Genomic DNA, 20,290 nt, shown 5'->3' on the forward strand with positions numbered 1-20,290 from the left:
TGCGGAATCTTATACTAAACGGGATCGCATTCAATAAGGAAAGGCGGTAAAGTCATGCCTCTCATTACCCTGGAGCTCGGCCAAATCACGAAGGAACAGAAGGCGGCGCTCGTGAAGGAGCTCGTTGCCAAGGCGAGCGAGATCACCCACATTCCGGAACAAGCGTTCATGACCATTATCCGGGAGAATAGCATGGACAACGTAGGCAACGGCACGATGCTGCTGTCCGACCGCAAGTAAGGCAACCAACTGGAAGAAGAGAAGCTTCGGTCCGCCCGACCGGGCTTTTCTTTTTTTAGCCAAGCCTATAAAGATAAAGGGGGGAAACGCGGTGATAGGATGGACCTCGCGGCACTTTGATTTGGAGGAAGCGGCAGAAGGCGTCTACGCGGCCATCGCAAGAGAAGAGGGAGGGGCGATGGGAAATGCGGGATTCGTTGACCTCGGCGATCGGATCGTGGTCTTCGATACCTTCAATTCGCCCCAAGCCGCACGGGATTTACGCGCAGCCGCCGAACGGATGACCGGTCGAACGGAGTTTCTCGTCGTCAACAGCCACTGGCACGGTGACCACGTTCGTGGCAATCAAGTCTTCGAGGAGGCTCCGATCCTGTCCGACCCGGAAACCCGGCGACTCATGGAAGCGGAGCATCCCGCCCGCATCCGCCGTCAGCAGGAGATGCTGCCTCAGCTGGACCGGGACATCGAGGAGCTGGAGCGGCAATGGGAAACGGCTGTCGAGGCAGGCGGCGAGGAGGGGCTTTCGGCCCGGATTTCCTTTCTGAAGGAAATGCGGCTAGCGCTGCCGGAGCTAAGGCTGACGCTTCCGACCGAGACGATCGCGGCCGAGCGGCGGATCGACGGTCCAGCCCGATCGGTCCGGCTTATCTCCTGCGGAGCCGGGCATACCGCGTCCGACCTCATCGCAGAGGTTCCCGAAGCGGGCGTCCTGTTCGCCGGGGACCTCGTCAGCGTCGAGAACCATCCCATGCTGGAGGGCGGAGATCCGCCCGGCTGGGTGAACACCTTGACCAAACTGGAGCGCGCGCACTATGCTAAGGTCATTCCCGGACACGGTCCGGTCGACGGCTCGGGGTCCATTACCGCCATGAAGGCTTACCTGCAGGACCTTCTTCGGTTAGCGGGCGATCCAGCCGCCGGGGACCGGGTTCCCGACGCTTACCGCGCTTGGAAGGCCGATTTTTTGTACATACCGAACCTGGAATACATCCGGAAGAACGCCTTTCCTCAATAGAAAGAGAGTCAAACGGGAGAAAGAGATAGGGCAGGACATGTCGGCGAGGAATAAGGCGCGGAAATCAACAGCCTGGAGGAACACAGCATGTCGGACAGCAGCAGTACCGTTATTGGAGTGGATGCGGGGGGAACCCTGATCAAAATCGCATACAGCCGGGGAGCGGGAATGGAAGCGCCGCATACGCTGAAGATTCCGACTGCCCGGATCGGAGAAGCGGCAGACTGGATTGCCGGACATCCGGGGGCCCGAGTTTGCCTGACCGGAGGAAAGAGCCGCGTGCTCGCCGGGCTTCTTGGCCGGGTAAACGAAGAGCTCCGCGAGCTGGGCGAGTTCGAGGCCACCGTTCGCGGAGCGCTATATCTGTTGCAACAGGACGGTCAGGCGCCCGACTCGTTCATTCTGACCAACGCGGGTACCGGCACCTCGGTGCATCAGGTGAATGCGGACGGCTCGCACCGGATCATCGGGACGGGGATAGGCGGGGGCACGGTGTTGGGCCTGTCGTCTCTCCTGACCGGGGAGCGGGAGTTCGATGCCATCATCCGCGAATCGCTTGACGGAGACCGGGAGCGGGTCGATCTGCTCGTCTCGCATATCTATGAGGGAGCGGAGCCGCCCATTCCCGGCGATCTGACGGCAAGCAATTTTGGAAATGTCCGGACCGGCGCCGCTGCTCCCGGGAAAGCGGATATTCTGCTGTCGGTGTTGGGGCTTGTCGGCGAGACGATCACCACCGTCAGCGTCATGGCTGCCGCCATGGCAGGAACTGGCAAGGTGGTCTATGCCGGCTCTCTGTTCGAGGGCAATGCGCCGCTGTCCGCTATCGTGGAAAGGTACACGCGCATCCGCGAATGCGAGCCGGTTATGCTGCGTAACGGCGGCTTCTGCGGGGCGATCGGCGCTTGGCTTAGCTTGACGCGTTAATCCCGTCAGGGTTTTCGGGTTTTCTGAAGAATGGCGTACAGACTCGCCGGCTGGCCGGTCTGATTGAAATACAGCTCGCCGTTTTGGATGCGGTCGATGTAGAGCACGCCGTCGAGATGATCGATTTCATGCTGGATGCAGCGGGCCAGGTAGCCTTCCGCCTCGAGCGTCGATGGATGGCCCGACCGGTCCATTGTCGTGATCTTCACCCGGTTAGCCCGGCGGACCATGCCGTAATAGCCGGGATAGGACAAGCACCCTTCCGACCCGTACTGCTCTCCGCTCTGCTCCACGATGACCGGATTGATCAGTTCGATCAAGCCTTCGCCGCAGTCCATGACGATGACCCTTCTCAGGACGCCGATCTGCGGGGCGGCAAGACCCGCGCGCCCTTCGGCGGCATACAGGGTCTCCGCCAGATCGTCCAGCAGCCGGAACAGCCGGTCGTTGAATTCGGTTACCGGCTTGGCGGTTTTGCGTAAAATGGGATCTCCGAACGGGAGAATCGGTCTTGTCGTCATCTTCGGTTTCCTCTCTTAAGAACTCTTGAAATTGTCGGGACAGCCGGCTTAACCGGCCGTCGCCCCGTCCTCGACGGTAAAGCACCACAGGTCGTTCGGCGTGCAATCGAGCGCCTTGCACAGCGCATCGAGGGTTTCCGCCTTCATCTGCTTGGGCTGTCCCGTGATGAGCGCACTGAGCGATGGAGCCGACAGCTCATAGCCCGCCTTCTCCTTCAATAATCGGCCCAGCGCAGCGCCGGACCAGATTCCCCGGGCCGCCATGACTTGGCGAAGCATCCAGATCAACATGAGCGTTCATCACGACCTTTTCGAGGAGGGTTAGGCGCCGCCATAGAATGTTTGGCGGCGCCTAACCATCTTATACCGAGGCTCGCATTTCCGCAACCACACTTTAAAAAGTTAAGCCGAAAGCCGGGTTAAGCTAAGCTTTTCTCGTTTTTTTCGAAAAGGTTTACAGCGGGGAAAGCCGAGTATATGATCGGCTTAATCTTAGGTAAGGGCAGGGTGAACAGCATGGACTCCATCGATCGGGCGATTGTGGAGGCGCTCAAACGGAACAGCCGCATGTCGGCATCGGAGATTGGGAGACAGGTCAAGCTCTCCATTCCCGCCGTTTCCGAACGCATTCGCAAGCTGGAGGAAGGAGGGGTCATCGAGGGATACACCGTCAAGCTCAATCGGACGCGGATGGGTTGGAGCTTGCTGGCGTATGTCTTCGTGACGCTGGGCGATCCGGAACGGGCGCAGCCCTTCCGGGAAGCCATGGCGGAATGTCCCGCCGTCCTCGAATGCCATCACGTCGCCGGGGAATACGATTATCTGTTGAAGGTGCTGGTCGAGGATACGCAGGCCTTGGAGTCCTTCATCGGCGATTCCCTCAAGCGAGGTCAGGGAGTCCGCAAGAGCAATACGGTCATCATCCTGTCCTCCTCCAAGGAATCCATGAATCGGTGAGGGATGACGACGATGATCAAGGAAGGCTTTCGCTTCGGCATGCTACTGCAGCTGGCCGTAGGCCCGGTGTGCCTGTTTGTTTTTCAGACGGCAGCGCGCGGCGGCTTTGGTTCGGGGGAGCGGGCGGTGGCGGGCGTGGCGCTCGCGGACGGTCTCTTTATGGCGCTGGCCATGCTGGGGATTACCGCTTTTCTGGCCCGCGGACAAGTCAAGCTTTGGGCTTCGCGGTTGGGGGCGGCCGTTATCGGCTTGTTCGGGTTGGATCTGATGCTGGGAAGCTTCTCGGTCTCCGTGCTCCCTTCTTTCCAGGGCTTCTCCGCCGCATCGGGCTACGGCCCGTTTTGGCGCGGGTTTCTGCTGACGGCTTCAAATCCGCTGACGATCCTCTTCTGGGCGGGGATCTTCACCACGCGGATCGCCGAGAACCGCAGCCGCGATATCGGCTTATTCGGAATTGGGGCGCTCGGAGCGACGCTCTGCTTCCTGAGCCTGATCGCGGCGGCCGGAAGCGCGGCGGAAAGTCTGCTCGGCCCCTCCGTGATCCGCTTGCTGAATGCGGCGGTCGGGCTGCTGCTCCTCGGGTTCGCCTGGAGCAAGCTGCGCGGCCCGCAGTCCGGTTCCGGGCATTCGGGCGAGGGACTGCCGCAGGCTTCGGATGTGGGCAGCGGCTCCGAATGAGGGTAATACTAGAGTAAGAAGAGGAGGGATTGACGATGCTCGATCATTACCGGATCAGCGGCAAAAGCAAGACACCCTTGGACAAGTATGACCCCGAGGACACGGGGAAGATCAAGGACCGCGAGGAAATCGAAGAGGAATTCGAGAAGCTGAAGAAGGAATTGCGGGAGGAGCAGGAGAAGCTGTTCGCCGGCAAGACCAACGGCGTGCTCATCCTCTTCCAGGGAATGGACTGCAGCGGCAAGGACGGCGTCATCAAGAAGGTGTTGTCCGAGCTAAACCCCCAAGGGTTTCGGGCCGAGAGCTTCAAGGCCCCGACCACGGAGGAAGCGGCCCATGATTTCCTCTGGCGGACGCATAAGGTAACCCCGCCCAAGGGCTTTATCACGGCCTTTAACCGGTCTTATTACGAGGACGTGCTGATTACCCGCGTTCATAAATTGATCGACGACGATGAGGTGGAGCGACGGTTTAAGCACATCGAACGCTTCGAGAAGCTGCTGACCGACAGCGGCATTGCCATCGTCAAGCTCTTCCTGCACATCTCTTCCGATTTTCAACTGAAGAAGATTCAAGAGCGGATGGTCAATCCGGAGAAGCTGTGGAAGTTCGACCACAGCGACTTGGAGGAACGGCGGTTCTGGGACGATTACCAAAACGCGTACAACGACGTTCTTTCCACGACCTCGACCAAGCGCAACCCGTGGTATGTCGTGCCGGCCAACCACCGCTGGTTTCGCGATTTCCTGGCGCTGAAGATCATTGTCTCGGCCTTCAAGGATTTGAACCTGGCTTACCCGAAGGTCGACCTCAGCCGGTATCAATCGCTCATCGAGGACGATCCCCTGGCGCGAAAGACCGCGGAAAAGGCTGTAGAACAGCTGGAGACCGGCCAGAAAAAGTAAGATGGGGAAAGCTCGGATTTGAAAAAGCGTTCGCCCGAAGGCCGACTGCCTTCCGGGCGAACGCTTATTTCTATTGGCCGCTTACAGGCCTGGATAGCCGGCGAGCGGCCGGTTGAATGGGCCGTTAACTGCGCTCGCGGCCGGTCATCTGCTGCCAGACGGATCCGGCGGCCTCTTCGCCGCTCTCGATCCGCTGGATCGCCATGCGGATCTGCAGCCGCACCTCGAATTCGGGATCGTCCTCGGCCGCCCGCAGAGCGGGCAGCATCCGCTCGTCCCCCGCTTCGTAGAGAAAACGGGCCGCCCGCCACCGCACCAGCTTGTTGCGGTCCAGCAGAGCGGTCGCCATCGGGCCGGCAGCCTCCGGATCGCCGATGTCGGACAAGGTGTCCCCCACGGTCCGGCGAACGATGGCGGAGGAATCCTGCAGGGCGCCGTACAGCAGCTTCATCGCTTCCGGAGTCCGCACATCCCCAAGGTAGACGGCGGCGAGTCGACGGATCGATACCTTCTCATCCGCCAGCGCCGCCGCAAGCAGGGGCAGGGCTTCCTCGGACGGCTTGATCCGCTCCAGCGCCGCATAGCGGACCTGCCAATCCTCATGCCGCAACGCTTCCTCCGCTTCGGTGAGGGATACGTCCTTGCGCTCCGGGGTTTCTCCCGGCACCAGCTGCGCGGCGCCTTTCACCAGTTCCCGGAGCCGGTCGTCGGAATAAGCCGCTTCCAGCTCGGCGGCGACCTCCGCGAGAACATCCCGCAGCTCGCCGTAGCGGATTCCATGCTCCTCCAGCTTGCGCTCCTTGATCAGGTTAGGCGAAGCCAGCCCCGCTTCCATGGCCGCGGCGGCAAAGCGGGGGGGAAGCGCCAGCCGCTCCTCCGTATCGGCGGAATAAGCGCGGATCTGCATCGGAATGCCGCGGAAGTATTGCACGGCCACCCGCACCTCTCCCCAGGCTTCGGTCAAAAGCGCCTGCGGCACCCCGCCGTCTCCGGCAGCGGAAGTGCCCTGCGTATCGGCACGTTCGGCCGAGGCATCGCCGAACAGCTCGCGCACCCGGCGCAGAATCGGCTGCCAGTCGCTCTTCGGGTGACGGTCCAGGGCCATGAAGTCGGCCGCGTGGTACAAGCCGGTTACCCCGGGAATGGCCAGCAAGCCGCGAGCCGGTTCGGGGGCGCGGTCGACATCGTCCGGCGTATACGTGCGACGGTCGCCCGCAGGCAGCGTTTCATCGAGATTCAGCTTCATCGAGTTGGGACTCGGCGTCGGTTCAATGGACAACAGCTTCATGCCATTCACATCCTTTCACCGCCTAGGCGGATATCTGCTTTCTCTATAGTACCACAGAGACTCGCCCAGACCGAAAACCAGGCGGTTGTCAGCCATGACCAGCGGATTCGTCGGAGGATTCGGCTATAACAAAAGGTTCCCGGTGTAGAATCCCGAATATGCATTGCATTCCGAAAGAGCTTGGAGTAAAGTAAGTACTTGTTGTGCTCACGCAACAGCCTATATAGAGGGGGTTACCATATGTACAAGAAAGCAATGCTTGGCGCACTGATTTTGTCTTTGTCCCTGTTCGCAGCGGCTTGTTCCTCGGACAAGAAGAATGCGGAATCCGCTTCTCCGACTCAATCGGCTTCGGCCGCTCCGACTGCCGCTCCGACGGAAGACGCCGCCATGTATCAGGCGAAGGCATACATTGCCGGACGTCTTGCCGAAGAGAAGATCGGCCAGTTGTTCGGTCAAGAAACGACGGAGGACGGCAAGCCCGTCTTGAATCCGAATATCGCCACCACGAAGGCGGCGGCGGTGGATTTCCTGAATGCCTACCTGGACCCGGCTTTGACGGATAAGGTGGTCGCCTATTACATCGCCGACGATTCCAAGGCCCCGATTCTGGTCAAGGCGGAACCGTTCGTCACGGCTTCCATCCTGGCTACCGCATCCAAGGACGACGTAACGTTCTCGGGCACCGCCGACGAAGTCAAGATGACCTTGAAGGACGGCGGAGTCTACACCGCCAAGAAGAATGCCGACGGGAATTATATCATTAGCGACATTGCGAACCCGTAAGAAGAGCTCTGCTCTTGGGGAGCTCTGGCAAACCAATCGAGCATGTAAGGGAAAAGGCAATTCTCCAAGCGGCCCATCCGCCGGAGAGTTGCCTTTTTTGAGTTGGGAGAAGCACGCACGCCCTTACCCGGCGAAAATAAGACCGGTTTCCCGGAGGTAACGGCGGCAACCTTCGTAGAGGGAAATGGAGTGAAAGCATCCAGCCGGAACGTGCTCCGTTCCGAATAAAGGGCAAGACGCCTCCATTCCCCTTTTTGAGTGGGTATGGAGGCGTCTCTCGGTTTAATGCGGTCCGTCGGCCGACGGCTTGGGTCCGGGAGAGGAAACCTCGACCCGCTCGCCGCCCATACCGGCGACCGCCACAGCCGCGAAAGCGAGCGGAATCAGCGCCAAGAGAAAGATGTGGGTGATCGAGGAGGACATGGCGCTCACGATCTTGTCGAGAATCTGCGGCGGAATTTTGGCCCGTTCGGCATCCGTGAACAGGGAACGCGTGTCCCCCGAGCCGAAGGAAAGACCGCCAGACGCCCCTTGGCCGCCGCCCATTCCCTGGAATTGCTCGGCCAGCCGGTTCAGGAACGTTCGGTTCTGAATCGCGCCGAAGATGGTGATGCCGAGCGTCATGCCGAGCGAGCGGAGGAACGAGTTGGTCGAATTGGCCGTTCCCCGGAAGCGGGGTTCCAAGCCATGGCTGGAAGCGGTCGGCAGGAGCGAGAACGAGAAGCCCACTCCGAAGCCTGCCAGTGTCATATAGAGCGTCAGCAGAATTCGCGGGGTCTCCGGATCGACTGTCGATAACAGCGCCATGCCCGCCAGGAAGGCGATGATGGACAGCACCATCAGGCTGCGGAAGCTGGTCTTGGTCTGGTAGACGCCGCTGATGGCGCTCCCCACAACCGAGCCGAGCATCATCGGGGTCAGGATGAGCCCCGCAGAGGTCGCGCTGCCTCCATAGACGGCCTGGACGAAGATCGGTATGTAAATGGTCAAGATGATGAAGGTCGCGCCATACAGGAGAGCGAGGACCTGAGAATAGGCGAACAACCGCTTGCGGAACAGCCAGAAGGAAATGATGGGCTCCTTCGCCCGGCGCTCGATAAGGAAGAAGGCGACCAGGAATACCGCGAAGCTGGCGAATAACAGCAGGAGGGGAACCGAATCCCAGGCGAGCTTCTTGCCGCCCAGCTCCAAGGCGAACATCAGGCTGACGACCGAGATGACGAGGGAGGCTGCCCCCAACCAATCGATGGTTTGTTTCTCGTGAACGGGAGACTCGTGATAATAGCGGAGAATGAGCACGAGCGCCACCGCCCCGATCGGCACATTAACGTAAAAGACCCAGTTCCAGGCGATATACTCCGTCAAGTATGCCCCGAGCAGAGGCCCCAGTACGCTGGCCGAGCCGAAGGTAGCCCCAAGCAGAGCCGTGATCTTGCCGCGCTTCTCGGGCGGGAAGATATCGAACACAATCGTGAAAGCGATCGGCATGAGCGCCCCGCCGCCGATGCCCTGAAGCGCCCGGAACAAGCTTAGCTGAACGATATTCTGGGATATTCCGCACAGCATGGAGCCGATGAGGAACACAACGAGGCCGAACACGAAGAACCGTTTCCGCCCGTACATGTCGGACAGCTTGCCGAAGATCGGCATACCTGCCATGGTCGCCACTATGTAGGCCGAAGTGACCCAGATAAACTGATCGTACCCGCCCAGCTTGGAAACGATGGTGCCCATCGCGGTTGCGACGATGGTATTGTCCATTGCCGACATGAGAATGCCGAGGAGCAAGCCGGTGATGATGAACTTCAAATTGCTTTTCTTGGATTCCATTGCGCCAACTCCTTCATGAGGTCCGCCGACTTAAGCCGTCTGCGAGGTGCAGAAGGCGATCGGTTCCATTTTCCATTTTCAGTGTAAGAGGGGCATGGGGCAAAGTCAAATAACGGACAAGATTGAACGGCAGGAATAGAGGAAGCAATGGCTAATAGCAAAGTTGATTTCCGGGGTCAAGGGGCTTTTGGTCCTTTATCCGGTAAACTGGATTCAATCGTGACAGCTTGGAGAATTTTTGCACATGGGGGGACTCGGAGAACCTCTTCGAAACCGCTGTTTCGCCCGTCGGTATCCGATTTTTCGGCTGCAGCCGAGCGGATCGAAGAGGGGCCGGTAATCTTGACAGGCACTATATCTTGAAGTATTGTTTGTTTTGCTATACTACATATGGACACAATTACGGATTTGCTACAGGAAAATTCACCGAATGGAGAGCAGTGCCTCAAGGAATTGTCAAGGGGTGTATGCGCTTTATTTTTTCTGTGCTCTTGTGGCAATTGTCACATTTTCAGGTAAGGGGATAGCCATCATGCTCATGAAAATTCGCAAGCGGGACGGCCGGGAAGCGCCGTTCACCATCGAGAAAATCGGACAAGCCATCTGGAAGGCGGCTTCGGCGACGGGAGAGGCGGGCTATGAGGAATCTCTCCATCTGGCCGAGCAGGTGGCCTTGGAGCTGGAAAAGGATCTGGCCCACCGCGTCCCCCATGTGGAGGACATTCAGGATACCGTGGAGCGGACGCTGATCAAATCCGGACTCGCCGAAACCTCGAAGGCCTATATCTTGTACCGGGCGGAGCGGACCCGGTCGCGCGAAATGAACATGCGGCTGATGAAGGTCTATGAGGACCTTACCTATCAGGAAGCCGAGGCCAATGACCTGAAGCGGGAAAATGCCAACATCGACGGCAACACGGCGATGGGCACGATGCTGAAATACGGGTCCGAAGGCGCCAAGCAATTTTACGAGCTGTTCGTGCTGAAGCCGGAGCATGCCGCCGCCCACAAGCAGGGCGATATCCATATCCATGATCTCGACTTCCTGACGCTGACGACCACCTGCTGTCAGATCGACATCCAGAAGCTGTTCGAAGGCGGCTTCGGCACCGGCCACGGTGAGCTGAGGGAGCCCAACGACATCAACAGCTATTCGGCTCTGGCCTGCATCGCCATTCAATCCAACCAGAACGACCAGCACGGCGGGCAGAGCATTCCCAACTTCGATTACGGCATGGCGGGCGGCGTCGTCAAGACGTACAATCGCTTCTATAAGAAGAACCTGCTGAAGGCCGCCGAGCTGCTCGGAAACGATGACCAGGCAGCGAAGGCACGTCTGACGGAGCTCTTCCAAAGCTGGACGGAGCGCGGCATCGTTCCCCGGTTGGTTCGCACCGATGCGGAGCTCGAAGCGGAGCTGACCGAGCTGACCGAGGCATTCGGCGAACCGCTCTTGGCCCGGAAAGCACAGCAGTTTGCCCTAGCCGACGCCAAAGCCGAGACCGAGCGCAGCACCTATCAGGCGATGGAAGCGCTGATCCACAACCTGAACACCATGCACAGCCGGGCCGGAGCGCAAATTCCGTTCAGCTCGATCAACTACGGCACGGACCGCTCCCCGGAGGGCAGGCTGGTCGTCCGCAGCATCCTGCTCGCGACGGAAGCGGGACTCGGCCATGGCGAGACGCCGATCTTCCCGATCCAGATCTTCCGGGTGAAGGAAGGCATCAACTACAATCCGGGCGATCCCAACTACGATCTGTTCCAACTGGCCTGCCGGGTCAGCGCGAAGCGGCTGTTCCCGAACTTCTCGTTCATCGACGCCCCCTTCAACCTGCAATATTACCGGGAAGGGCGGCCGGAGACGGAGATTGCCTACATGGGCTGCCGCACCCGCGTGATCGGCAATATTCACGATCCGGAACGGGAAGTAACCCACGGCCGCGGCAACCTGAGCTTCACGACGATTCCGCTGCCGCGCCTTGCGATCAAGCACCGGTCGGACATCGACGGCTTCTTCGCCGAGCTGGACCAGAAGATCGATCTGGTTATCGATCAGCTGTTGGAACGCTTCGAGATCCAGGCGGAGAAGAAAGTAAAGAACTTCCCGTTCCTCATGGGACAGGGCATCTGGATCGATTCCGAGAAACTGGGCCGCGAGGATAAAATCCGCGAGATTCTCAAGCACGGCAGCCTGTCGGTCGGCTTCATCGGACTGGCCGAATGCCTGAAGGCGCTCATCGGCGAGCACCACGGCGAATCGGAGGCAGCACGCGAGCTCGGGCTCCGGATCGTCCGGCACATGCGCAAGCGGATGGACGACGCCGGCGAGCTGTACCGGTTGAACTTTACGCTGCTGGCCACTCCGGCGGAAGGCACGGCGGGACGGTTTGTCAAAATGGACCGCAAGCGCTTCGGCTCCATTCCGGGCGTGACCGACCGCGATTACTACACGAACGGCTTCCATGTTCCGGTCTATCACCAGCTGAGCGCCTTCGAGAAGATTCGCATCGAAGCGCCTTACCACGAGCTGACCAATGCCGGGCATATCACCTACGTCGAATTGGACGGCGACCCGACCTTCAACCTGCCGGCCTTCGAGAAGGTTGTCCGCGCCATGAAAGAAGCGGGCATCGGCTACGGCTCGATCAATCACCCGCTGGACCGCGATCCGGTCTGCGGCTACTCCGGCGTCATCGAGGAGAGCTGCCCGTCCTGCGGACGGACCGAAGCGGACGGCCGGGGGTCGTTCGAACGCATCCGCCGGATTACCGGATACCTGGTGGGCACCCTCGACCGGTTCAACGATGCCAAGAAAGCGGAAGAACGGGACCGCGTGAAGCATGGATAAGGAGCGCAGGATTCCGGACGGCATGCTTCGGCTGGCGGGCTGGGTGGACGATTCCATCGTGGACGGGCCCGGCCTGCGGTTCACCGTCTTCACCCAGGGCTGCCCGCATGCTTGCCCTGGCTGCCATAATCCCCACACGCACGCGTTCGAAGGCGGGACGCTCGAATCCGTTTCGTCCCTGTTGGACCGGATTCGGGCCAACCCGCTGCTCGACGGCGTCACGCTGAGCGGCGGCGAGCCCTTCGAGCAGGCGCCTGCCCTGACGGAGCTGGCGTCGGGCGCGCATGCCCTCGGGCTGTCCGTCATGACCTATTCCGGCTATACGCTGGAGCGTCTCATCGCCCCGCAAGGGGAGGCCAAGGGCTGGCCTAAGCTCCTGGCGGAGACGGACATTCTCGTGGACGGGCCGTTCGTCGCCCGCCTGCGCAACCCGCTGCTTCGCTTCCGCGGCTCGTCCAATCAGCGGATTCTCGACGCCGGGGCGTCGCTCCGGCTCGGACGCGCGGTTCCCTTGGAGGAAGAAGCGCTCCTGCAAGCGTGCTTTGCACGGATCGGGACAACCTGAAGCCATCCGGCTTCGGGTTGTTTTTTTATGGTATACTTCCAGCAGACAAGCCGACCGGGAAAGGGAGAGACAACATTGGAATACCGCTATGCAACCGTTAAACGAAACGAAGAGGATTTTGCCAGCGGCCGGGTTTTGTTCAGCGCGCACGGAACCACAGCGTTCCCTGTCCGGCTGGCGAGCGAGCTCGTGCAGCGCGGACTCGCGGAGCTGCGCCGCAAGGGGCGCACCGGTCCCTGCCGGCTGTATGATCCGTTCTGCGGCGGCGGCTACTTGACGGCGCTGCTCGGCTTCCTGCAGCCGGGCGCCTTCAGCCGCATCGACGGCGCCGATCTGAACGAAGAGGTGCTGCCGGTCGCCCGCCGCAACCTCGCGCTGCTGACTCGGGAGGGCATGGAAGAGCGAATTCGCCAGATTGGGGAACTGGCGGAGCTCTACGGCAAGCCTTCCCATCGCGATGCGCTGCAGAGCGCCGAGCGGCTGAAGGCCCTGCGGGCATCCGCGCCGGAGCCCGAGTGGGCCGTTCACCATCACGACAGCACGGGCGCCGAGCCTCCCGCCGGGGTCCGGGAGGTCGATCTCGTCCTAACCGACCTTCCTTACGGCGGGCTCGTGGATTGGCAGGGAGCTGCGGAGTCGCCCGTCCAGGCCTTCCTCGGCCAGTTGACCCAATGCCTCCATCCCGACGGTGTGGTCATCGTCGTCGCCGACAAGGGGCAGAAGCTTGCCCATCCGGCTTACCGGCGGCTGCAGGGCGGGAAGATCGGCAAGCGGCAGTTTGTCATCCTGGAGCGGGAAACCGAAGCGAACCGGATCGCCCGCTACTGGGAGGACCGGTTCGCCGAGGAGGGCGAAATCTGGAACGAAGAGCCCAGCCCCACCGCGCAGGATGCGGCAGACTGGTTCGCCCGCTCCGGCGCCAGGTCGGTGCTTGTGGCGGGAGCGGGCTATGGACGCAACAGCCGCGTCTTCTCCGACCGGTTCGAGGTAGACGGAATCGAGGTGTCGGAAGCGGCGGTCCGGCTCGGGGAGCGGTTCGACCCGTCGACGCGGTTTCTCTGCTGCTCCGTGTTTGACCCGGAAGGAGCGAGAGACCGGTACGATGCGGTATACGCCTACAATCTGCTCCACCTGTTCCTCTCGGAGGACCGGAAGCGGCTCATGGAACGGCTGCTCGCTTGGCTGAATCCGGGAGGCTTGCTGTATGTGACCGGCTTTTCCGACGAGGATGACCACAACGGCCGGGGAGAGCGCTTGGAGGAAGGCACTTTTGCGTACAAGCCGGGAAAGTACGGGCATTTTTTTACCCGGGATGAGCTTCGGGACATGGCAGCGGGGTGCGAAATTGGCGAGGAACGAAGTTGGATTGAACCGTTTCCGACCGCGGATGACCCCGGACGGGTCTATCGGATTCGCAGCTTAGCCGGGAAGAAGCGGGAATTGGAAGCCAAATGAAACGATAGCCGGGATAGAAACGTACATCGTACCATATCCTGGTAGAGGGGAGGGAACCGTTATGGGGATGGCGTTTGCAGGCGGACTGAGCCTGTTTGCCATGCTGATCAACCTGGTTTTTCTGGGAGCGGCCATCTATCTGTTTGTCCTGCTGGTCAAGCTGGCGCATCGGGGCATTCAGGCGCTTGATCTGTATATCGACGAGAAGAGAAGGTTCCGTCCCTGAAGCGGCATAGGGAACCGTCTGGGCGCTCCGCGCATACACTGCTTAGGAATCTTCCGGCAAAGGATGTTGCCCATGCCTTCCGTCGTAGGCGGCTTCAAGATCAATACGGTCGGCCCCAGCTCGATCGTTCACATCGGTGATTCGCTGATCCTCAATCCCGCCAGCACGTCCAAGACGTTTGCCGGTTCCGGCTCCTTCAATACCGGAGATTTCCCCGTCACGAACAATGCGGTAAGTGCGACCGTCACGAACGATCCGGATGGCATCGACGACTCCTTGTCCAAGGTGGCGAGCCCGTAAGATGATCGTCTATCAAACGATTGGCATTCACATGCTGCGAATCGACTTGGTGAGCAACGCCTCAGTCGTGCAGATCGGAACGGCGGGCTCGATCCAGGCTCTGGCCAATCTGCACGACACGGGAGGCTTTGGCCCGGCGGCGGAGGAAGAAACCGCAGGCGTCTCCCCGATTGTCGTCCCGCTTCCTGCGCCTCGTGTCTAGAAGGGTTGACCCGCTCCGCTTTCCCGTATGCCGGGAGTCATCCAAGCATACATTGAGGGGGAGAGGAGAGAGCGGGATGAACTGGGATGGACGGCTCTATCAACTGCAGCAGCAGGTTGCTTGGCAGAGCGGAAAGATTCTTGAGCTCGAAGCGGCGATCAAGGACTTGGCCGACAAGGTCGGAAAGCTCGGAGCGGTTCCGCAGACCCGGATTGACCGGATCGACTACCGGTTCGACCAGCTCAAGGTAGAGAAGCTGGAGGGGGCGCTCCATATCGGGATTTCGCCCGCCGGCAGCCAGGACCTGATCAAGCAGTGGCAGAGCGGCTCCAAAGAAGCCTTCGATGTCGGCTGGACTGATTCGGGCTCGCCCGGGGCCCCGCCGTCCGCCGAGAGTCCTCCGGACGACAGCTCATCCGATGACGAGGCGGATACGGCCGTCTCCGGCGCTTCCGGTTCCGCCCCTCCGGGAGGCGGGGAGGAGGTCCGATTCGGGATGCCCGGAATTCCGGCGAACGCCGACCCTTACCGTTCGGTAGATCGGTTTATGGCCGAAGAGCTGCCCCGGATGATCGAGCAATACGCCCGCACGTTCCAATTGCCGATCGAGCCCGCTTACCGGCAGGGGATGGCCGATTCGCTGCGCGGCCAGGTCGGCGACCGGATGAATTATTATTTGGCGGAGGCGCAGAAGCAGTTGGACTCCGCCGGGATTCCCGATCTGGAGCGGATCGCAGAGCAGGTCAAGCGGGATGTGGACCTGGCGATCCGCACCCACATGGAAGAAATCCGCCGGGCGGAGGAGGAAGCCGATGAACCTGCAGGTGGTCAATAAGGATATTCATATCGGCGTCATCCGGGTAATCGGCGTGGCCAGCTCGTCCCTGCTGCTCGTCGGAGACGCCTGCAACATCAACCTGTCGGCGATGGCCGATACCCCGCCCGAGGCAGTCGGACCAATCGTGCCGCTGCCGCCGCCGAGGTGATCCGGTGACGCGGCTATCCGTTATCGGCTTTATCGACATCGACAACGTCTCCTATGCGTCCACCGTGTTCATCGGGGACAACTGTGCGATCGTTCCCCGCACGCAGGCGATCGCGGTTCGGCGCGATTTCACGTCGTATTACGGCAACGAAGGAAGCTTTGCCGATTACCCGATCTTCCGCCGGCGGTGGCCGCGTCTTCCCGTCCCGACGGACGTGCGGGTCACCAAGCGGGACGAGGGCGTCATCCGCGTCGATTTCATCCAGATCAAGAGCATCTCGACCTCGGCCGTGCTGCAAGCGGGCTCGACCCACACGGTAGACGCAGAGTTCCGCGTCAAGCAGTTCCGGCAGCTCGCCTCCCAGACCCCCGGAGCGCCGGCGCCGGATGAGGTCCGCTGAAGCCCGCCTTCACGCGAGGAGTTCTCGCGGATGGCGGGTTTCTGCTATAATGAGAGCGATTCGAGGTGATACCATGGCGAAGAAGAGGAAACAAGCTCCAGTCCCGCGTCCCGAGCAGGCGGACAAGCCTGCGACCCTGGCGGATCTGATCCGCCCGGAAATCCGGGATCAATTGAAGGCGCAGGCCAAGAGCCAGGCGGAAGCCCAGCGAACGGCGGAGGAAGCGCGCCGGCTGGAGGAGCGCAAGAAGGCGGAGGAGGTCCGCAAGGCGGAAGAAGAGCGGCGCAACAACGACTTTGCCTATCTGCTGGAGAACAGCAAGCTGGACTGGAAGACGTACAAATCATCGGGCGAGTGAGTCCGGAAGGGACGGGGCAGGAATGGATTGCATTTTCTGCAAGATCGTAAACGGAGAGCTTCCTTCGAAGAAGGTATACGAGGATGAGCATGTGGTGGCGTTTCACGATATTTCGCCGATCGCCCCGGTGCATGTCCTGACCATCCCCAAGAAGCATATCGCTTCGGCGATGGAGCTGGGAGAGGGAGACGCCGAGCTGTTGGCCCAGCTTCACCATGCCATTCGGGAGGTCGCCCGAGCGACGGGAGTGGCGGAGAGCGGGTTCCGGATCATCTCCAACATCGGCTCGGACGGCCAACAGACCGTTCCGCATCTTCACTTCCACGTGATCGGCGGCCGACAGCTGGAATGGAAGGCGTAAGCAAAAAAAGGCTGTCCGCAAAGCGGGCAGCCTTTTTGCCGGGCGGGAATCCGCCGGGATTACCGAGAGGAACGAACCGGGCGGATGCGGGTCAGTTTACGGAGGATGGCCGATAACGTCTCAAGGCGTCCAACCTTTTTGCCCGATCAACCGCTTTATGTAAATACGCTTCGGCCGTTAACGCTTCATAGTCCCAATTCATCGCCTCGATGGCGGTAGCGCCGGAGTAACCCGTTTTCGCCAGCTTCTTCATCGCGGTTTCCCAATCGATAGGACCGTCGAAGGGCAGCTGATGTTGGGCCCGAGCTCCGCCGATGTCATGCAGATGCAGAGCCATCAACTGGGAGCCGTACCGATTTAATAGATCGTGGTCCGGGAAGTAGCTGTAATGATGCCCGCAGTCATAGCAGAAGCCGATCCGCCGGGAATCTACCTGTTCCAGCACATGCGCCAAATTGGTAAGGTTCCATAAGTTCTCCAACGCGACATTGACCCCAAGCCGTTCGGCGGTTTCGGCTATTCGCTTGATTCGGTCTAGTCCCAAGGCGGTATAGGGATGATTCTCATCGGGCAGATGCACCACCATCGCCGGAATCTCGAATTCGGCGCAATCGGCAACGCATTGCATATAGCAAGCGGATAAGGCTTCTCCGTCCAGATTATCCAGCCAGAGGTTATTCTGGTTGAGGACCGGTGTATGGATATTCTCGACAATAAGACCCGTTTCCCTCGCCAATTGGGGCCCGTTTCGATAATCGCCCCGACCATGCCGGTCACGGCCAAAGTCATCGCTCCACCACAGCATTACGCCGTCAAATCCGGCTTCTTTTATCAACCGATAGCGGTCCTCTATCGGCAGCTCATACCCAAACCAATCATAAATCGTAAGCATGCAACGCTTCCTCTCCTGGATATCGTGCCACTCGATTATAGCAAAAGAGAAAGCGCTTGCGATATTTTTCGAGGGTGATTTTCGTCTGCCGCTCTGAAATGCTATAATAGAAAAAGATGGGTAGGAAGGGAGAGGGTTCGCTATGATCAGTGATGAGTTGCTTGAGAAATTAAACGAACAAATGAATTTTGAGTTCTATTCCGCGCAGTCTTATTTGGCGCTTGCCGCCTACTGCGCCTCGGAGAGCTGGGACGGGTTCTCCAATTGGTTCATCCGCCAGGCGGAAGAGGAAACGGAGCACGGCATGAAGATTTTCCGGTTCATCAACGCCGTCGGCAAACGGGCCATCATCACCGGTATGGAAAGCCCGAACAACGAGATTCGCTCGGTTCTGGGCGCATTCGAAGCGGCTTACGCGCATGAGCAGGAAGTCACCCGCCGGATTTATGCAATTTCGGATATCGCCTTGGCCGACCATGAGCATGCAACCTACCAGTTCCTGAAGTGGTTCATCGACGAGCAGGTAGAAGAGGAATCGACGGTCGACAGCATCGTTCAGCGGCTGCGCCGCATCGGCAACGACGGCAACGCCCTCTTCATCCTGGACGCCGAGCTGGGCAAACGGGGCACGACCGCCGCGGCTCTGTAATCGCCGGCGATTCGCCTTGTCCGTTTAACCCGCAATGAAAGCCGTTTCGCGCTCGAACACGGGCGCGGGCGGCTTTTTTCGTCATACGCAATTTGTTGGGAATTAGCGGAAAATTATTTGAACCCCCGAGCTTCATCGGGTATACTGTTGTGCGATAATGATTCTCACCAATAGCTTCCATGAAAGAGGTCGACGCAAGTGGAGATGGACATGGAACAAGCGGCGAACCATAAGAGCCTTCAGGCCGCCTGGCTCGGACGACAGGAGTATCAAACGGCCTGGGATTTGCAGATGCGGCTGGTCCGGGAGGTGGACTTGGGAGTGCGGGAGGACACCCTGCTGCTCCTGGAGCACCCGCCCACGTACACTGTCGGCTCGCAGCGGCATCCCGAGCATCTGCTGCTCGATCGGGAGGAATTGGCCCGGCGGGGCATCGGCTTGTTCGAAATCGACCGGGGCGGCGACATCACCTATCACGGCCCCGGCCAATTGGTCGGCTACCCGATTCTTCGGCTGAGCGGACCGGGCATCGACCTGCACGCCTATCTGCGAGATTTGGAGGAAGCGCTGATCCGTTACCTGGCCTCCTTGGGCATCTCGGCGGGACGCAAGCCGGATTACACCGGAGTCTGGGTCGGCGACCGCAAGATCGCGGCGATCGGCGTCAAGGCCAATCGCAGCCGGATGCGCAGGGGCTTCGTCACCAGCCACGGGTTTGCCTTCAACATCAAGGCAGGCATCGAGAACGAGGGCTTCGCCGGTATCGTTCCCTGCGGAATCCGCGATTATGGCGTGACCTCGCTGGAGGAATGCCTGGGACGATCAATCACGGTCCGGCAAGCGGCGGTTGAGCTCTTGCCCCATTGGACTGAAGTATTTGGCTATCCGGCAACGATGTTGCCGGATCGAAGGGAGGAAGAAGCATGAGCAAGGCCAAGCTGCCCAAGCCGGACTGGATCCGGATCAAGCTCAATACGGGCGACAACTATCAGGAAATCAAGTCGATGATGCGGGACAAAACCCTACATACGGTCTGCGAGGAAGCGCGCTGTCCGAATCTGTTCGAGTGCTGGGCCAACCGGACGGCCACCTTCATGATTCTCGGCAGCGTCTGCACCCGGGCCTGCCGCTTCTGCGCCGTGAACACGGGCCTGCCGACGGAGTATGACCTCGAGGAACCGGAGCGTGTGGCCGATTCGGCGGCCCAGATGGGGCTTCGCCACTGCGTCATTACCTCCGTCGCGCGGGACGATCTGGCCGACGGTGGCGCTGCGATCTTCGCCGAGACGATCCGGGCGGTACGCCGTAAGCTGCCCTTCTGCTCGGTCGAGGTGCTGATTCCCGATTTCCAGGGAAGCCGGGAAGCCCTGCAGACGGTGATGGACGCGAAGCCCGACATCCTCAACCACAACATCGAGACCGTGGAACGGTTATCGGACCGCGTGCGCGCAAAGGCCAAGTACCGCCGGTCGCTGGAGCTGCTGCGCCGGTCCAAGGAGATGGCGCCGGCGATTCCCACCAAATCCAGCATCATGCTCGGCGTCGGCGAGGAGTGGGATGAAATTCTCCAGGCGATGGACGATTTGCGGGAGGTCGATTGCTCGATCCTGACGGTCGGCCAGTACCTTCAACCCACCCCGCAGCATCTGGCCGTCGAGAAGTATTACCATCCCGACGAATTTGCCCGGTTGAAGCAGGAAGGCCTCGCACGGGGCTTCCGCCATGTCGAATCGGGGCCGCTTGTGCGCAGCTCGTATCACGCCCACGAGCAAGTGGAGTCCGCCAAAGGGCGGGAAGCCACGGCGGCGTCGGCCCATCGGTAAAACCGAAGTCGCTTGAAGAACAACGGGTACCAGTCAGCGTCAGCGAGGGAGCAGTCCCGCGCTGGCGCTTTTTGG

26 protein-coding genes are annotated in these 20,290 nt (G+C 60.3%); 21 read left to right on the plus strand and 5 right to left on the minus strand.

Annotated features, from left to right (window positions below; translation table 11 throughout):
• Positions 1-54: 54 nt before the first annotated feature.
• From dmpI to coaW, 3 genes are all read left to right on the plus strand, one after another.
• Entirely contained in the window at positions 55-240 is a 186-nt protein-coding gene (gene dmpI / locus ACSEXS_RS07600; protein ID WP_438432557.1) for a 4-oxalocrotonate tautomerase DmpI, read from the plus strand.
• Positions 241-331: 91 nt separating this feature from the next.
• Complete coding sequence (locus ACSEXS_RS07605; RefSeq protein WP_438432558.1) at positions 332-1,255, plus strand: MBL fold metallo-hydrolase; 924 nt, start codon at positions 332-334, stop codon at positions 1,253-1,255.
• 87 nt (positions 1,256-1,342) lie between these two features.
• The gene (gene coaW / locus ACSEXS_RS07610) at positions 1,343-2,182 is read left to right on the plus strand and encodes a type II pantothenate kinase (RefSeq protein ID WP_438432559.1); all 840 of its coding nucleotides are present in this window, start codon (positions 1,343-1,345) and stop codon (positions 2,180-2,182) included.
• A gap of 5 nt (positions 2,183-2,187) precedes the next feature.
• Here the strand turns inward: coaW and def are convergent, their stop codons facing one another.
• On the minus strand, positions 2,188-2,703 hold the full coding sequence (def, locus tag ACSEXS_RS07615) for a peptide deformylase (RefSeq protein WP_438432560.1): 516 nt from the start codon (positions 2,701-2,703) through the stop codon (positions 2,188-2,190).
• A gap of 48 nt (positions 2,704-2,751) precedes the next feature.
• Positions 2,752-2,994 (minus strand): helix-turn-helix domain-containing protein, encoded by a 243-nt coding sequence (locus ACSEXS_RS07620; protein ID WP_438432561.1) that lies wholly within the window; start codon positions 2,992-2,994, stop codon positions 2,752-2,754.
• Positions 2,995-3,219: 225 nt separating this feature from the next.
• Here ACSEXS_RS07620 and ACSEXS_RS07625 point away from each other — a divergent pair, with 225 nt between their 5' ends.
• From ACSEXS_RS07625 to ACSEXS_RS07635, 3 genes are read left to right on the plus strand one after another with little or no spacing between them, the layout of a single operon-like run.
• Positions 3,220-3,660, plus strand: coding sequence for an Lrp/AsnC family transcriptional regulator (locus ACSEXS_RS07625; protein ID WP_438432562.1), 441 nt, complete (start codon positions 3,220-3,222; stop codon positions 3,658-3,660).
• A gap of 12 nt (positions 3,661-3,672) precedes the next feature.
• Entirely contained in the window at positions 3,673-4,338 is a 666-nt protein-coding gene (locus ACSEXS_RS07630; RefSeq protein ID WP_438432563.1) for a LysE family translocator, read from the plus strand.
• 35 nt (positions 4,339-4,373) lie between these two features.
• The gene (locus ACSEXS_RS07635; protein WP_438432564.1) at positions 4,374-5,243 is read left to right on the plus strand and encodes a PPK2 family polyphosphate kinase; all 870 of its coding nucleotides are present in this window, start codon (positions 4,374-4,376) and stop codon (positions 5,241-5,243) included.
• A gap of 124 nt (positions 5,244-5,367) precedes the next feature.
• Here ACSEXS_RS07635 and ACSEXS_RS07640 read toward each other — a convergent pair whose 3' ends face one another.
• Positions 5,368-6,531: a virulence factor gene (locus tag ACSEXS_RS07640; RefSeq protein WP_438432565.1), complete on the minus strand. Its 1,164-nt coding sequence runs from the start codon at positions 6,529-6,531 to the stop codon at positions 5,368-5,370.
• Positions 6,532-6,771: 240 nt separating this feature from the next.
• Between ACSEXS_RS07640 and ACSEXS_RS07645 the strand changes: the two genes are divergently transcribed.
• Positions 6,772-7,317 carry a hypothetical protein gene (locus ACSEXS_RS07645; RefSeq protein WP_438432566.1) on the plus strand — a complete coding sequence of 182 codons (546 nt, stop codon included), beginning with the start codon at positions 6,772-6,774 and terminating at the stop codon, positions 7,315-7,317.
• A 282-nt stretch (positions 7,318-7,599) separates the two neighbouring features.
• Here the strand turns inward: ACSEXS_RS07645 and ACSEXS_RS07650 are convergent, their stop codons facing one another.
• Positions 7,600-9,147 carry an MDR family MFS transporter gene (locus tag ACSEXS_RS07650; RefSeq protein WP_438432567.1) on the minus strand — a complete coding sequence of 516 codons (1,548 nt, stop codon included), beginning with the start codon at positions 9,145-9,147 and terminating at the stop codon, positions 7,600-7,602.
• 532 nt (positions 9,148-9,679) lie between these two features.
• Here ACSEXS_RS07650 and ACSEXS_RS07655 point away from each other — a divergent pair.
• The 11 genes from ACSEXS_RS07655 to ACSEXS_RS07705 all read left to right on the plus strand — a co-directional run bounded on the left by ACSEXS_RS07655 (position 9,680) and on the right by ACSEXS_RS07705 (position 16,851).
• Positions 9,680-11,998, plus strand: a complete 2,319-nt coding sequence (locus ACSEXS_RS07655) for an anaerobic ribonucleoside triphosphate reductase (protein ID WP_438432568.1) — start codon at positions 9,680-9,682, stop codon at positions 11,996-11,998.
• Positions 11,991-12,563, plus strand: coding sequence for a 4Fe-4S single cluster domain-containing protein (locus ACSEXS_RS07660; RefSeq protein WP_438432569.1), 573 nt, complete (start codon positions 11,991-11,993; stop codon positions 12,561-12,563). The genes ACSEXS_RS07655 and ACSEXS_RS07660 overlap by 8 nt, the downstream gene beginning before the upstream one ends.
• 75 nt (positions 12,564-12,638) lie before the next feature.
• Positions 12,639-14,018 (plus strand): methyltransferase domain-containing protein, encoded by a 1,380-nt coding sequence (locus ACSEXS_RS07665; RefSeq protein WP_438432570.1) that lies wholly within the window; start codon positions 12,639-12,641, stop codon positions 14,016-14,018.
• 61 nt (positions 14,019-14,079) lie between these two features.
• Positions 14,080-14,244, plus strand: coding sequence for a hypothetical protein (locus tag ACSEXS_RS07670; protein ID WP_438432571.1), 165 nt, complete (start codon positions 14,080-14,082; stop codon positions 14,242-14,244).
• Positions 14,245-14,316: 72 nt separating this feature from the next.
• Positions 14,317-14,544, plus strand: coding sequence for a spore germination protein (locus ACSEXS_RS07675; RefSeq protein WP_438432572.1), 228 nt, complete (start codon positions 14,317-14,319; stop codon positions 14,542-14,544).
• Position 14,545: 1 nt separating this feature from the next.
• Positions 14,546-14,746: a spore germination protein GerPB gene (locus ACSEXS_RS07680; protein ID WP_438432573.1), complete on the plus strand. Its 201-nt coding sequence runs from the start codon at positions 14,546-14,548 to the stop codon at positions 14,744-14,746.
• A 76-nt stretch (positions 14,747-14,822) separates the two neighbouring features.
• On the plus strand, positions 14,823-15,581 hold the full coding sequence (gene gerPC / locus ACSEXS_RS07685; RefSeq protein ID WP_438432574.1) for a spore germination protein GerPC: 759 nt from the start codon (positions 14,823-14,825) through the stop codon (positions 15,579-15,581).
• Positions 15,559-15,732: a spore germination protein GerPD gene (locus tag ACSEXS_RS07690; RefSeq protein WP_438432575.1), complete on the plus strand. Its 174-nt coding sequence runs from the start codon at positions 15,559-15,561 to the stop codon at positions 15,730-15,732. Before gerPC ends, ACSEXS_RS07690 begins: the two co-directional genes overlap by 23 nt.
• A 4-nt stretch (positions 15,733-15,736) precedes the next feature.
• Positions 15,737-16,132, plus strand: a complete 396-nt coding sequence (locus tag ACSEXS_RS07695) for a spore germination protein GerPE (protein ID WP_438432576.1) — start codon at positions 15,737-15,739, stop codon at positions 16,130-16,132.
• Positions 16,133-16,205: 73 nt separating this feature from the next.
• On the plus strand, positions 16,206-16,490 hold the full coding sequence (locus ACSEXS_RS07700; RefSeq protein ID WP_438432577.1) for a DUF3886 domain-containing protein: 285 nt from the start codon (positions 16,206-16,208) through the stop codon (positions 16,488-16,490).
• 22 nt (positions 16,491-16,512) lie between these two features.
• Complete coding sequence (locus ACSEXS_RS07705; RefSeq protein ID WP_438432578.1) at positions 16,513-16,851, plus strand: histidine triad nucleotide-binding protein; 339 nt, start codon at positions 16,513-16,515, stop codon at positions 16,849-16,851.
• Positions 16,852-16,942: 91 nt separating this feature from the next.
• On the opposite strand, the gene ACSEXS_RS07710 is transcribed toward ACSEXS_RS07705, so the two are convergent.
• The gene (locus tag ACSEXS_RS07710; RefSeq protein WP_438432579.1) at positions 16,943-17,743 is read right to left on the minus strand and encodes a sugar phosphate isomerase/epimerase family protein; all 801 of its coding nucleotides are present in this window, start codon (positions 17,741-17,743) and stop codon (positions 16,943-16,945) included.
• 142 nt (positions 17,744-17,885) lie between these two features.
• Between ACSEXS_RS07710 and ACSEXS_RS07715 the strand changes: the two genes are divergently transcribed.
• The 3 genes from ACSEXS_RS07715 to lipA all read left to right on the plus strand — a co-directional run bounded on the left by ACSEXS_RS07715 (position 17,886) and on the right by lipA (position 20,215).
• Entirely contained in the window at positions 17,886-18,392 is a 507-nt protein-coding gene (locus tag ACSEXS_RS07715; protein ID WP_438432580.1) for a ferritin, read from the plus strand.
• A gap of 204 nt (positions 18,393-18,596) precedes the next feature.
• A complete protein-coding gene (gene lipB / locus ACSEXS_RS07720) occupies positions 18,597-19,319 on the plus strand; it encodes a lipoyl(octanoyl) transferase LipB (protein ID WP_438433108.1) in 723 nt (240 codons plus the stop codon).
• Positions 19,316-20,215 carry a lipoyl synthase gene (lipA, locus tag ACSEXS_RS07725; RefSeq protein WP_438432581.1) on the plus strand — a complete coding sequence of 300 codons (900 nt, stop codon included), beginning with the start codon at positions 19,316-19,318 and terminating at the stop codon, positions 20,213-20,215. The genes lipB and lipA overlap by 4 nt, the downstream gene beginning before the upstream one ends.
• Positions 20,216-20,290: the final 75 nt, after the last annotated feature.

The organism is Gorillibacterium terrae (assembly GCF_051594785.1).
Classification (GTDB): domain Bacteria; phylum Bacillota; class Bacilli; order Paenibacillales; family NBRC-103111; genus Gorillibacterium.

Coding starts and splice junctions, on each gene's coding strand:
- dmpI (WP_438432557.1), top strand. CDS start 55: ATGCCTCTCATTACCCTGGAGCTCGGCCAAATCACGAAGGAACAGAAG.
- coaW (WP_438432559.1), top strand. CDS start 1,343: ATGTCGGACAGCAGCAGTACCGTTATTGGAGTGGATGCGGGGGGAACC.
- def (WP_438432560.1), bottom strand. CDS start 2,703: ATGACGACAAGACCGATTCTCCCGTTCGGAGATCCCATTTTACGCAAA.
- ACSEXS_RS07620 (WP_438432561.1), bottom strand. CDS start 2,994: ATGTTGATCTGGATGCTTCGCCAAGTCATGGCGGCCCGGGGAATCTGG.
- ACSEXS_RS07625 (WP_438432562.1), top strand. CDS start 3,220: ATGGACTCCATCGATCGGGCGATTGTGGAGGCGCTCAAACGGAACAGC.
- ACSEXS_RS07630 (WP_438432563.1), top strand. CDS start 3,673: ATGATCAAGGAAGGCTTTCGCTTCGGCATGCTACTGCAGCTGGCCGTA.
- ACSEXS_RS07635 (WP_438432564.1), top strand. CDS start 4,374: ATGCTCGATCATTACCGGATCAGCGGCAAAAGCAAGACACCCTTGGAC.
- ACSEXS_RS07640 (WP_438432565.1), bottom strand. CDS start 6,531: ATGAAGCTGTTGTCCATTGAACCGACGCCGAGTCCCAACTCGATGAAG.
- ACSEXS_RS07645 (WP_438432566.1), top strand. CDS start 6,772: ATGTACAAGAAAGCAATGCTTGGCGCACTGATTTTGTCTTTGTCCCTG.
- ACSEXS_RS07650 (WP_438432567.1), bottom strand. CDS start 9,147: ATGGAATCCAAGAAAAGCAATTTGAAGTTCATCATCACCGGCTTGCTC.
- ACSEXS_RS07655 (WP_438432568.1), top strand. CDS start 9,680: ATGCTCATGAAAATTCGCAAGCGGGACGGCCGGGAAGCGCCGTTCACC.
- ACSEXS_RS07660 (WP_438432569.1), top strand. CDS start 11,991: ATGGATAAGGAGCGCAGGATTCCGGACGGCATGCTTCGGCTGGCGGGC.
- ACSEXS_RS07670 (WP_438432571.1), top strand. CDS start 14,080: ATGGGGATGGCGTTTGCAGGCGGACTGAGCCTGTTTGCCATGCTGATC.
- ACSEXS_RS07675 (WP_438432572.1), top strand. CDS start 14,317: ATGCCTTCCGTCGTAGGCGGCTTCAAGATCAATACGGTCGGCCCCAGC.
- ACSEXS_RS07680 (WP_438432573.1), top strand. CDS start 14,546: ATGATCGTCTATCAAACGATTGGCATTCACATGCTGCGAATCGACTTG.
- gerPC (WP_438432574.1), top strand. CDS start 14,823: ATGAACTGGGATGGACGGCTCTATCAACTGCAGCAGCAGGTTGCTTGG.
- ACSEXS_RS07690 (WP_438432575.1), top strand. CDS start 15,559: ATGAACCTGCAGGTGGTCAATAAGGATATTCATATCGGCGTCATCCGG.
- ACSEXS_RS07700 (WP_438432577.1), top strand. CDS start 16,206: ATGGCGAAGAAGAGGAAACAAGCTCCAGTCCCGCGTCCCGAGCAGGCG.
- ACSEXS_RS07705 (WP_438432578.1), top strand. CDS start 16,513: ATGGATTGCATTTTCTGCAAGATCGTAAACGGAGAGCTTCCTTCGAAG.
- ACSEXS_RS07710 (WP_438432579.1), bottom strand. CDS start 17,743: ATGCTTACGATTTATGATTGGTTTGGGTATGAGCTGCCGATAGAGGAC.
- ACSEXS_RS07715 (WP_438432580.1), top strand. CDS start 17,886: ATGATCAGTGATGAGTTGCTTGAGAAATTAAACGAACAAATGAATTTT.
- lipB (WP_438433108.1), top strand. CDS start 18,597: ATGGACATGGAACAAGCGGCGAACCATAAGAGCCTTCAGGCCGCCTGG.
- lipA (WP_438432581.1), top strand. CDS start 19,316: ATGAGCAAGGCCAAGCTGCCCAAGCCGGACTGGATCCGGATCAAGCTC.